The organism is Paracoccus sp. J39, from assembly GCF_000518925.1.
Taxonomy (GTDB): domain Bacteria; phylum Pseudomonadota; class Alphaproteobacteria; order Rhodobacterales; family Rhodobacteraceae; genus Paracoccus.
The window spans coordinates 164,646-175,462 of record NZ_JAEN01000009.1 but is presented as its reverse complement, the minus strand read 5'-3'; the positions used below and the strand labels follow the sequence as shown (position 1 = coordinate 175,462).

Sequence of the window (10,817 nt, the reverse complement as noted above, 5' to 3'; positions counted from 1 at the left end):
TCGCCGTCGATCAGGATGCCGTGCTTCTTCATGCGCTCGATGGGCTCCTGATGGCCTTTCACCCGGCGATGCGACATCTCGTAATAGGTGTCCGGCGGTCCGGGCATGAACGCCATGCCGGCCGCGGCGATNNNGTCGGTGCCGGCATAGATGTCCTCGGAGGCGATGGCGATGTGCTGGATGCCCTCGCCCTTGTATTCGCGCAGNTATTCCTCGATCTGGCTGTGGTCGTCNGTGGATTCGTTGATCGGGATGCGGATCTTGCCGTCGGGCGAGGTCAGCGCCCGGCTGACCAGGCCGGTCTGCTTGCCCTTGATGTCGAAATACTTGATCTCGCGGCCGAAGCCCTCGGGGCGCGGGTTCGGTTCGGCCAGCCAGCCTGGCGCTGCCCCGAACCATGCGGCAAGGCCCGCTCTTGCCAAGATCGGCCCGGGGGGCGATAAACCGCCCTTCCCGTCCACCGCGAGAGGCCGTCTTGCCGCAGCGCCCCATCACCACCGTCCCTGCCCTGGTCGAGGCCGGGCTGGCCGATCCCGCCCGGACCGAGGCGCTGGACGCGGTGGCGGCCGAGTTCCGCATCCGCATCTCGCCCGCCATGCGCGAGGCCATGCGCACGCCCGGCGACGGCATCGCCGCGCAATTCGTGCCCGATGCGCGCGAGCTGCAGATCCGCGCCGAGGAACTGGCCGATCCGATCGGGGACGAGGCGCACAGCCCGACGCCCGGCCTGACGCATCGTTATCCCGACCGGGTGATCCTGCATGTCACCAAAACATGCGAGGTCTATTGCCGCTTCTGCTTTCGCCGCGAGGTCGTGGGCGAGGACGGCACCCTGCCCGAGCCGGCGCTGGCGGCGGCGCTGGACTATATCGCCCGCAGCCCGGCGATCCACGAGGTGATCCTGACCGGCGGCGATCCGATGGTGCTGTCGGCGCGGCGCATCGCGGCGTTGATGGCGCGGCTGGAAGCGATCCCGCATGTCGATATCGTCCGCTTCCACACCCGCGTGCCGGTGGTGGCCCCGGGCCGCATCGACGCGGCGATGCTGGCGGCGCTGCGCCCCGGGCGGCTGGCGGTCTGGGTGGTGGTCCACACCAACCACCCGCAGGAGCTGACGGCAGAGGCGCTGGCCGCGCTGGCCCGGCTGGCCGATGCGGGCCTGCCGCTGCTGTCGCAGACCGTCCTGCTGAAGGGGGTGAACGCCGATGCGGCGGTGCTGGCCGATCTGTTCCGGACGCTGATCCGCAACCGGGTCAAGCCCTATTACCTGCATCACTGCGACCTGGCGCGCGGCACCGGCCATTTCCGCATCTCGATCGCCGAGGGGCAGGCGATCATGGCGGGCCTGCGCGGCCGTCTCTCGGGGACTTGCCTGCCGACCTATGTGCTGGACCTGCCCGGCGGGCATGGCAAGGTGCCGCTGGGACCGGGCTATGTCGAGGAGGCCGGGCCCGGCCGTTACCTGATCCGGGACTGGCGCGGGCAAAGGCACGAATATCGCGATCCGGACGGCTGAGGCCGGGGGCGCTTCGCCCCCCGGACCCCCCGAGGATATTTGGACAAGAAAGAAGTCCGCCCCGGGGCCGTTTGCGCGCCCCGGGGCGGTTCGTCAGGCGGTCGCGGCGCGCAGCGCCTTGCGGCGCGCCACGCGCTCGCGGATCGCCTCGACATCCGTGACCGGGGTCGCGGCGAAAAGCTCGCGCGTATAGGGATGGCGGGGGTCGGCGAAGACCGCCTCGCGGCTGCCCTGTTCCACCGCCTCGCCCTTGTTCATCACCAGCACGTCATCGGCGATATAGCGCACCACCGACAGGTCGTGGCTGATGAAGACATAGGCCAGGTTGAACTCCTCCTGCAGGTCGGCGAGCAGGTTCAGGACCTGCGCCTGCACCGAAAGGTCCAGCGCCGAGACCGGCTCGTCCAGCACCAAGAGCGTCGGGTTCAGCATCAAGGCCCGGGCGATGGCGATGCGCTGGCGCTGGCCGCCCGAGAACATATGCGGGTAGCGGTTGAACACCTCGGGGGGGAGGCCGACCTTGACCAGCATCTCCTCGGCGCGGCGGCGCCGTTCGGCGGCGGGGGTGTCGGTGTTCAGAAGCAGCGGCTCCATCAGCACGTCGCCGATCTTCTGGCGCGGATTCAGGCTGCCATAGGGGTTCTGGAACACCATCTGCACCTTGGAGCGCATCTCGCGCGTCAGCCGCGCCTTGGCGATGTCCACCGGCTTGCCGTCGATCAGCAGCTCGCCGCCCGAGGCCGGGTCGATCAGCGCGATGATCCGCGCCAGTGTCGACTTGCCCGAGCCGGATTCCCCGACGATGGCCAGGGTCTTGCCGCGCTCCACCGAGAAGCTGATGCCCTTGACCGCGCGCACCATCTTGGCGGCACGGGTCAGCGAGCCGGGGACGTAATAGTCGCGGATCAGGTTGCGCCCTTCGACGACACTCATTGCGGGGCCTCCTCGAGAAAGCTGCCGACGGTGGGCAGGCGGTCGCCGGTGGCGTTTTCCGGCAGGGCCGAGAGCAGCGCACGGGTATAGGGGTGTTTCGGCGCCTCGAACAGCGACAGCACGTCGGCCTCTTCCATCTTCCGGCCCTTGTATTGCACCTGCACGCGGTCGGCGGTCTCGGCCACCACGCCCATGTCGTGGGTGATCAGGATCAGCGCCATGCCGGTCTGTTCCTGCAGCTTCATCAGCAGGTCGAGGATCTGCTTCTGGATGGTCACGTCCAGCGCCGTGGTCGGCTCGTCCGCGATCAGCAGGCGCGGGTTGGTGGCGATGGCCATGGCGATCATCACCCGCTGGCATTGCCCGCCGGACATCTGGTGCGGGTAGCTTTTCAGCTTCTCCTCGGGGTCGGGGATGCCGACCTGGCGGTAGAGCTCCAGCGCCCTTGCCCGCGCGGCCCGCTTCGAGAGGCCGGCGTTGAAACGCAGCACCTCCTCGATCTGGTAGCCGGTGGTGAAGCTGGGGTTCAGCGAGGCGATGGGCTCCTGGAAGATCATGGTGATCTCGCGCCCGATGACGCGGCGGCGCTGGCGCGGCGTCATGCGCAGCAGGTCCTTGCCGTCGAAGCTCATCTCGTCGGCGGTGACGGTGGCGGTGTCGGGCAAGAGCCCCATCGCCGCCAGCATCGAGACCGACTTGCCCGAGCCCGACTCGCCCACGATGGCCAGCACCTCGCCCTTGTCGACGCGCACGTCGATGCCGTCCACGGCGGTGAAGCTGCCGGTCGAGGTGGCGAAGCGCACGGTCAGGTTGCGGATATTCAGCAAGGCCATGGCTCAGCTCCGCTTCAGTTTCGGGTCGAGCGCGTCGCGAAGCCCGTCGCCCATCAGGTTGATCGCCAGCACCGAGACCAGGATGGCGAGGCCGGGGAAGGTCACCACCCACCAGGCACGCAGGATGAACTCGCGCGCCTCGGCCAGCATGGTGCCCCATTCCGAGGCCGGCGGCTGCGCGCCCATGCCGAGGAAACCCAGCGCGGCGGAGTCGAGCACCGCCGAGGAGAAGCTCAGTGTCGCCTGCACGATCAGGGGCGCCAGGCAGTTGGGCAGGATGGTCCTGAACATCAGCCGCAGGTTCGACGCCCCGGCCACCTTGGCGGCGGTGACGTATTCGCGCGCCTTTTCTCCCATCACCGCGGCGCGGGTCAGGCGGGCGAAATGCGGCTGGTAGACGATGGCGATGGCGATCATCGCATTGGTCAGTCCCGGCCCCAGCACCGCGACCAGCACCAGCGCCAGCAGCAGCGAGGGGAAGGCCAGCACCACGTCCATGACCCGCATGATGACGGTGTCCACCCAGCCGCCGAAGAAGCCGGCGACAAGCCCGATGATGATGCCGCCGGTCAGCGCGATGGCGACGACGACGATGCCGATGAACAGCGAATATTGCGCGCCGTAGATCAGCCGCGACAGGATGTCCCGGCCCACGGCATCGGTGCCGAGCAGGAAGCCGGCCCGGCCGCCCTCTTGCCAGATCGGCGGCACCAGCAGCGCGCCGCGGTATTGCTGGGTGGGGTCATGCGGCGCGATCAGCGGGGCGAAGACGGCGGTCAGCACCAGCAGGACGAAGACGACGAGGCCGATCACCGCGCCGCGGTTCTGGCTGAAGTAGAACCAGAACTCGCGCAGCATCCGGCGGCGGATGGCCGCGTCCGAGATCTTGACGGTGGTATCGGTCATTTGTGCCGGATCCTCGGGTTGATGAGACCATAGGTCAGGTCGACGATCAGGTTCACGATCATCACGATGGCGGCGATCAGCAGCAGGCCCGACTGCACCACCGGATAGTCGCGGCGCGAGATCGAATCGATCATCCACTTGCCGATGCCGGGCCAGGAAAAGATCGTCTCGGTCAGGATGGCGCCGGCCATCAGCACGCCGATCTGCAAGCCGATGGTGGTGATGACCGGGATCATGGCGTTGCGCAGCGCATGCACGCCGATCACCCGGCGCGGCGACAGGCCCTTGGCGCGGGCGGTGCGCACGTAATCCTCGCCCATCACCTCAAGCATGGCCGAGCGGGTCTGGCGGGCGATCACCGCCAGCGGAATGGTCGCCAGCACGATCGAGGGCAGGATCAGGTGGCTGAACGCCGAGGCGAAGGCGCCCTTCTGCCCCGAGATCAGGCTGTCGATCAGCATGAAGCCGGTCACCGGCGGAAAGAAATACATCAGCGAGATGCGGCCCGAGACCGGGGTCCAGCCCAGCACGCCGGAAAACAGGATGATGAGCAGAAGCCCCCACCAGAAGATCGGCATCGAGAACCCGACCAGCGCCGCGGTCATCGAGAACTGGTCGAACCAGCTGCCGCGCTTGATCGCCGCGATCACGCCCACCGGCACGCCGATCACCGTGGCCAGGACGATGGCCACCAGGCCAAGCTCGACCGTGGCCGGGAACAGCGCCAGGAACTCGGTCAGCACCGGCTTCTTGGTCACCAGCGAATTGCCCAGGTCGCCCTGAAGCAGATTGCCGAGATAGTGCAGATATTGCTGCCAGACCGGCTTGTCATAGCCAAGCTGCGCCGCAATCTGGGCGTAACGCTCGGGCGAGACGCCGCGCTCGCCGGCCATCAGCAGCACCGGGTCGCCCGGCAGCAGGCGGATGAAGCCGAAGGCCACCAGCGTGATCCCGATCATCGTCGGGACCAGGTAAAGCAGTTTCTTGAGGATGAATCTGAGCATCGAACCCTAACCTAAGGGCCGTGCAGGGAAAATTCCCTGCACGGCCGCGATAGTTTCAGTCCGGGACCGGCCTTATTCGGTCAGGTCCACGGTGTCGAAGGCATAGTCGCCCAGCGGCGACTGCACGAAGCCGGTCACGTTCTTGGCCATCGGCACGTATTGCGTCGAATGCGCCAGCGTGGCCCAGGGCGCCTCGCGCTTGAAGACGAGCTGCGCTTCTTCGTAAAGCTTCACGCGCTCGTCATGGTCCGAGCTGGCCTTGGCCTTCGCCAGCAGGTCCGAGAACTCCTGGTTGCACCAGAAGGCGCGGTTCGCCCCGCCCGGATTGGCCGAAGCGCAGGACAGCAGGACCGACAGGAAGTTGTCCGGATCGCCGTTGTCGCCGGTCCAGCCCAGAATGACGGCGCCCTTGCGGCCCTCTTCCATCGATTTCTTCAGGTATTCGCCCCATTCGTAGCTGACAATGTCCACCTTGACGCCGACCTTGGCGAAATCGCTCTGGATCAGTTCGGCGGCGCGGCGGGCGTTGGGCATGTAGGGACGCTGCACCGGCATCGCCCAGATCTCCATGCTCAGGTTCTGGACGCCGGCTTCCTCGAGCATCTGCTTGGCCGCGTCGGGATCGTAGGCGTCGTCCTCGACCGCGTCGTTATAGGACCACATGGTCGGCGGGATCGGGTTCTTGGCGACCTCGGCATTGCCTTGATAGACGGCGTCGATCATCGCCTGCTTGTCCATCGCCATGTTCAGCGCCTTGCGGACCTGCGGATTGTCGAAGGGCGCGACGGTGGTGTTATAGGCCAGATAGCCGACGTTCAGGCCGGGCTGCTCGTCCAGCTTGAGGTTCGGGTCGGCCCGGATCTCGTCCAGGTCGGCGGGCGCGGGATAGGGCATCAGGTGGCATTCGCCGGCCTTGAGCTTTTGCAGCCGCACCGAGGCGTCGGGGGTGATGGCAAAGACCAGGTCGTCGATCTTGGGCGCCTCGCCCCAGTAATCGGCGTTCTTCTGGTAGCGGATCACCGCGTCCTTCTGATAGGCGACGAAGCGGAACGGGCCGGTGCCGATGGGGGCGTTGTTCAGGTCCTCGCGGGTGCCGGCGGCGTCCAGCGCATCGGCATATTCCTTCGAGACGATCGAGACGAAAGGCATCGCCACGTTGGCCAGGAACGGCGCCTCGGGCTGGTTGAGGGTGAATTTCACCGTGTGGTCGTCGACCTTCTCGATGGACTTGATCAGCTTGTCCATCTCCATCGAGGAATAATATTCGTAGGTGATGCCGGGGATGTATTCGTGCCAGGGGTGGTCGGCGCTGGCCTGGCGCTCGAAGGTGAAGATCACGTCATCGGCGTTGAAATCGCGCGAGGGCGTGAACTTGTCGTTGGAATGGAACTTCACGCCCTGGCGCAGGTGGAAGGTGTATTCCAGACCGTCCTCGGACACGTCCCAGCTTTCCGCCAGCGCCGGCTCGATCTCGGTCGTGCCGGGCTTGAACTGCACCAGGCGGTTGTAGATGGCATGGCCCGAGGCGTCGAAGGTGGTGCCCGATGTATAGGGCGCCGCGTCGAAACCCTCGGGCGAGCCTTCCGAGCAATAGACGAATGTCTTGGCATGCAGCGGCGCGGCGGCCATCAGCGCAAAGGCCGACGCCGCGAGCATGCGGGTGGAGAAGAACGACATAATGCCTCCCATGTCTAGAGATATTCCCTGACCTGATGCAAACGAATCTGCCTGACAGGTCAAGTGCTCTGCCGGGTCTTGTCGTCATTTTGCCGCAATGACGCTGCGAAACGCCGTAAATTTTGGCCGATTTACGGCGTTTCGCCGGCAGGCATGAGAGAGCAGAGGCCGGAGGCACGCCCGAAAGCGGGCTGGACCGCCCGGTTCAGGCGTTGTCGCGCTCCCATATCCAGGCGTGGTCGGGATGATTCTCGTAACGCCATTTGCGGATCGGTCCGGCCATGACGTTCAGGTAATACATCTCGTAGCCATAGGGTACGCCGCAGGGATGGTGGCCGCGCGGCACCAGCACGACATCGTGGTTCCTGACCGCCATGGTCTCGTCCAGGCTGCCGTCGTCGGTAAAGACCCGCTGGATGCCGTAGCCCTGCGGCGGATTCAGCCGGTGGTAATAGGTCTCCTCCAGATAGGTCATGCGGGGAAAGTCGTCCTCGTCATGGCGATGCGGCGGATAGCTCGACCAGTTCCCTTCCGGGGTAAAGACCTCGGTCACCAGCAGGCTGTCGCAGTAATCCTCGGCCTCCATGGCGATGTTGTTGATGAAGCGGGTATTGGCGCCCTGCCCGCGCTGGGTCAGCGCGATGCCCTCGGGGCCGATGCGGCGGGCGGGATGGCCGCCCTTGCCGGGGGCGAGGCAAACGGCCAGCGTCAGCGGCGTCACGGCCTCGGCCCGCCAGTCGCTGCCGTCGGGCAGATAGAGGCAATGCGGCGGGGTCTTTTCGAACACGTCCAGCCGTTCGCCGATCTCGCCCCAGTCCCGGCCGGCGCCGGCGATGCGGGCCTTGCCCTCGACGATCACCAGGATCGCCTCCATGCCGCCGGTATGGCCCTCGGCCACTTCGCCGGGCCCGAGCCGCCAGAGGTCGAAGCCGACATGGGACCAACCCGCGCCTTCGGGGGTGATGTGATGGACAAGACCGTGCTGGCCGGCCGGTTTGCGCAAGAGAGTCATCGGTCCTCGCTGCGGTTCAGGAAAAGCGTGACGAAAAGATAGACCCCCGCCGCGCCGAACAGGATCGCCCAGAAGACCGCGCCGCTGGCGGCCTCGAACCCTGCCCAGAGCAGCGGCAGCAGGACGCAGAGGACACGGATCCAAAGCGGGCGGAAGAACGGGTGTTGGGGATCGACCAGCATGGCGCCAGCCTAGTGCAGCCCGGCGGCACGCGCCATATCCTTGAGCGATTTCAGCCCAAGCGACTGGTATTCCAGCGGGTTGCGCTTGCCGGGGTCCTGCTCGGCCTCGATCACCAGCCAGCCGTCATAGCCGGCCTCGGCCAGGATCTTCAGCAGCGGCTGGAAGTCGATGGCGCCCTCGGGATCGCCCGGCACGGTGAAGGCCCCGGCCAGCACGCCCTGCAGGAAGCTCATGTCCCGGGCGCGCACCTCCTCGGTCACGGCGCGGCGGATGTTCTTGGCATGGAAATGCGCCACCCGGCCGACATGCTTCCTCAGCACCGCCTCGGGATCGCCGCCGCCGAAGGTGCAATGCCCGGCATCGAACAGCAGATGCGTCGCCGGCCCGGTCGCGGCCATGAAGGCGTCGATCTCCTCGGGGCTTTCGACCACGGTGCCCATGTGGTGGTGATAGGCCAGCGTGATGCCCTGCCCCGCCAGATACTGCGCGAATTCCTCCATCCTGCGGCCGAACGCGGCCATCTCGGCGGGCGTCAGGCGCGGCCGGGCATTGACCGGCACGTCCGGCCGGCCATGCACGGTGTTCGAGCATTCGCAGGCGATGCAGACCTTGCAGCCATTGGCCTTGAGCTTGGCCAGATGCCCCTGCACCGCCGCGATCTCCTCCTCGACCGATCGGGTCAGCAGCGCGGTCGAATACCAGCCCGAGATGAATTTCAGCCCGTAGCGGCCCAAGAGTTCCTTGAGCGCCAGCGGTTCGTCGGGCCAGCGATGGCCGTTCTCGATGCCGTCGAAGCCGATGAGCTGGCCCGCCTCGTGGAGGATCTGCTCGGTCGGGATATCGGCGCCGATCGACTGGTCGTCGTCATTGGCCCAGGCGATGGGATTGGTTCCGAAAAGGATCATGGGTCGAGCCTCAATTGACAAGCCGCTGTTTTCGCAGCCAGGTTTCATATGTCTTGCGGGCGGCCCTCAGCTTGTCGCTCTGGCCGACCTCGGGAACGGCGACGTCCCACCAGCCGCCGCCGATCCCGGCGCCGGTCAGGGCCTCGGTGTCGATCACGATGACGCTGGGGATGTCGCGGCCGCGCGCGGCACGGATCGCGGATTCGAGCGCGGCGATGCCCGAGACCTTCTCGGCATGCGCCCCCATGCTGGCGGCATGGGCGACGAAGTCGATCTGCGGCTCCTCGACCAGGTTCGAGCTGGCATACATGTTGTTGAATTCCTCGCCGCCGCATTCCTGCTGCAGCCGGTTGATGCAGCCATAGCCCCGGTTGTCGGTCAGCACCACGGTGAAGGGCACCTTCAGCGTGACGGCCGTCGCCAGCTCGCTGTTGGCCATCATGTAGCTGCCGTCGCCGACCATGCAGACCACCTCGGCCTCGGGCCGGGCCATGGCGATGCCTAGCGCGCCGGCCACCTCGTAGCCCATGCAGCTATAGCCGTATTCCATGTGATAGCCGCCGGGGCTGGCGCGCCACAGCACCTGCAAGGCGCCGGGCATGGTGCCGGCCGCGCAGATCACCACGGTGTTCTCGCCGGCGACGCGCTGCACCGCGCCGATCACCTGCGCATCCGAGGGCGGCCCGTCATGGTTCGGCGCCGCCATGGCCTTGTCGGCCAGCGCGAACCAGTCGGCGCGCGGCCGCAGGTCCGGCTCGGCGAAGCGATGCGCGCCAAGCGCCGCGCCGATCCGCTCCAGCGCCACCCGGGCATCCGCCACCAGCGGCACCGCGCCGTGCTTCGCCGCGTCATAGCCCGTGAGGTTGATCGAGACCAGCCGCCGCCCCGGATTGGCGAAGGCGGTCCAGGAGCCGGTGGTGAAATCCTGGAACCGCGTCCCGACCCCGATGATCAGGTCGGCCCGCGCACAGGCGGCATTGCCGGCATCGGTGCCGGTGACGCCGGGAGAGCCGAGGTTCAACTCCTCGCGCCAGTCGACGGCGCCCTTGCCGGCCTGGGTCTCGACCAGGGGAATGCGGTGGCGCCTGGCGAAATCCAGCAGCGCGGCCTCGGCCCCGGAATAAATCACGCCGCCGCCCGAAACGATCACCGGCCGCTCGGCCTTGCGGATCAGCGCGACGATCTCGGCCAGCTCGGCCGCGTCCGGCTCGGGCCGGCGGATGCGCCAGACCTTGGGCGCAAAGAACGCCGCGGGCCAGTCCCAGGCCTCGGCCTGCACGTCCTGGCAGAAGGCAAGCGTCACCGGCCCGCAATTCGCCGGATCGGTCATCACCTGCATGGCGCGCGGCAGCGCGGTCAGCAGATGCTCGGGCCGCGAGATGCGGTCGAAATAGCGGCTGACCGGCCGGAAGCAGTCATTGGCCGAAACGGTGCCGTCGCCGAAATCCTCGATCTGCTGCAGCACCGGATCGGGGCGGCGGCCGGCAAAGACATCGCCCGGGATCAGCAGCAGCGGCAGGCGGTTCACATGCGCCAGCGCCGCGGCGGTCACCATATTGGTCGCCCCCGGCCCGATGGAGCTCGTCACCGCCATGGCGCGCCGGCGCTTCTTGGTCTTGGCCCAGGCGATGGCGGCATGGGCCATGGTCTGTTCGTTCTGGCCGCGCAGCGTCGGCAGGGCGTCGCCGATGCCATGCAGCGCCTCGCCGATCCCGGCGACATTGCCATGGCCGAAGATCGCCCAGACCGCCTCGATGAAACGCTCGCCCTCCTCGGTCATCTGCACCGACAGCCAGCGCATCATCGCCTGCGCGGCGGTCAGCCGGATCGTCTCGCTCATGCCTCTCC

The 10,817-nt window shown here is 67.1% G+C and carries 10 protein-coding genes and 1 pseudogene; 1 reads left to right on the top strand and 10 read right to left on the bottom strand.

Annotated features, from left to right (window positions below):
• Nucleotides 1–377, bottom strand: a pseudogene (locus tag L632_RS22530) (VOC family protein); the annotation flags it as partial.
• Between the two features lie 98 nt (nt 378–475).
• Here L632_RS22530 and L632_RS0111080 point away from each other — a divergent pair.
• Nucleotides 476–1,516, top strand: coding sequence for a lysine-2,3-aminomutase-like protein (locus L632_RS0111080; protein ID WP_028713776.1), 1,041 nt, complete (start codon nt 476–478; stop codon nt 1,514–1,516).
• Between the two features lie 93 nt (nt 1,517–1,609).
• On the opposite strand, the gene L632_RS0111075 is transcribed toward L632_RS0111080, so the two are convergent.
• From L632_RS0111075 to iolD, 9 genes are all read right to left on the bottom strand, one after another.
• Nucleotides 1,610–2,449 carry an ATP-binding cassette domain-containing protein gene (locus tag L632_RS0111075; RefSeq protein ID WP_028713775.1) on the bottom strand — a complete coding sequence of 280 codons (840 nt, stop codon included), beginning with the start codon at nt 2,447–2,449 and terminating at the stop codon, nt 1,610–1,612.
• Nucleotides 2,446–3,282 (bottom strand): ABC transporter ATP-binding protein, encoded by an 837-nt coding sequence (locus L632_RS22525; RefSeq protein ID WP_051416298.1) that lies wholly within the window; start codon nt 3,280–3,282, stop codon nt 2,446–2,448. The genes L632_RS0111075 and L632_RS22525 overlap by 4 nt, the downstream gene beginning before the upstream one ends.
• Nucleotides 3,283–3,285: 3 nt before the next feature.
• Nucleotides 3,286–4,188, bottom strand: coding sequence for an ABC transporter permease subunit (locus L632_RS0111065; RefSeq protein ID WP_028713774.1), 903 nt, complete (start codon nt 4,186–4,188; stop codon nt 3,286–3,288).
• Complete coding sequence (locus L632_RS0111060) at nt 4,185–5,192, bottom strand: ABC transporter permease subunit (protein WP_028713773.1); 1,008 nt, start codon at nt 5,190–5,192, stop codon at nt 4,185–4,187. Before L632_RS0111060 ends, L632_RS0111065 begins: the two co-directional genes overlap by 4 nt.
• Nucleotides 5,193–5,264: 72 nt before the next feature.
• Nucleotides 5,265–6,869: an ABC transporter substrate-binding protein gene (locus L632_RS0111055; protein ID WP_028713772.1), complete on the bottom strand. Its 1,605-nt coding sequence runs from the start codon at nt 6,867–6,869 to the stop codon at nt 5,265–5,267.
• 205 nt (nt 6,870–7,074) lie between these two features.
• Nucleotides 7,075–7,881 carry a 5-deoxy-glucuronate isomerase gene (gene iolB, locus L632_RS0111050; RefSeq protein ID WP_028713771.1) on the bottom strand — a complete coding sequence of 269 codons (807 nt, stop codon included), beginning with the start codon at nt 7,879–7,881 and terminating at the stop codon, nt 7,075–7,077.
• Nucleotides 7,878–8,063, bottom strand: a complete 186-nt coding sequence (locus tag L632_RS0111045) for a hypothetical protein (RefSeq protein WP_028713770.1) — start codon at nt 8,061–8,063, stop codon at nt 7,878–7,880. Before L632_RS0111045 ends, iolB begins: the two co-directional genes overlap by 4 nt.
• Before the next feature lie 9 nt (nt 8,064–8,072).
• Complete coding sequence (gene iolE, locus L632_RS0111040; RefSeq protein ID WP_028713769.1) at nt 8,073–8,969, bottom strand: myo-inosose-2 dehydratase; 897 nt, start codon at nt 8,967–8,969, stop codon at nt 8,073–8,075.
• A gap of 10 nt (nt 8,970–8,979) precedes the next feature.
• On the bottom strand, nt 8,980–10,809 hold the full coding sequence (gene iolD / locus L632_RS0111035; RefSeq protein ID WP_028716809.1) for a 3D-(3,5/4)-trihydroxycyclohexane-1,2-dione acylhydrolase (decyclizing): 1,830 nt from the start codon (nt 10,807–10,809) through the stop codon (nt 8,980–8,982).
• Between the last annotated feature and the right edge of the window lie 8 nt (nt 10,810–10,817).

Coding starts and splice junctions, on each gene's coding strand:
- L632_RS0111075 (WP_028713775.1), bottom strand. CDS start 2,449: ATGAGTGTCGTCGAAGGGCGCAACCTGATCCGCGACTATTACGTCCCC.
- L632_RS22525 (WP_051416298.1), bottom strand. CDS start 3,282: ATGGCCTTGCTGAATATCCGCAACCTGACCGTGCGCTTCGCCACCTCG.
- L632_RS0111065 (WP_028713774.1), bottom strand. CDS start 4,188: ATGACCGATACCACCGTCAAGATCTCGGACGCGGCCATCCGCCGCCGG.
- L632_RS0111060 (WP_028713773.1), bottom strand. CDS start 5,192: ATGCTCAGATTCATCCTCAAGAAACTGCTTTACCTGGTCCCGACGATG.
- L632_RS0111055 (WP_028713772.1), bottom strand. CDS start 6,869: ATGTCGTTCTTCTCCACCCGCATGCTCGCGGCGTCGGCCTTTGCGCTG.
- iolB (WP_028713771.1), bottom strand. CDS start 7,881: ATGACTCTCTTGCGCAAACCGGCCGGCCAGCACGGTCTTGTCCATCAC.
- L632_RS0111045 (WP_028713770.1), bottom strand. CDS start 8,063: ATGCTGGTCGATCCCCAACACCCGTTCTTCCGCCCGCTTTGGATCCGT.
- iolE (WP_028713769.1), bottom strand. CDS start 8,969: ATGATCCTTTTCGGAACCAATCCCATCGCCTGGGCCAATGACGACGAC.
- iolD (WP_028716809.1), bottom strand. CDS start 10,809: ATGAGCGAGACGATCCGGCTGACCGCCGCGCAGGCGATGATGCGCTGG.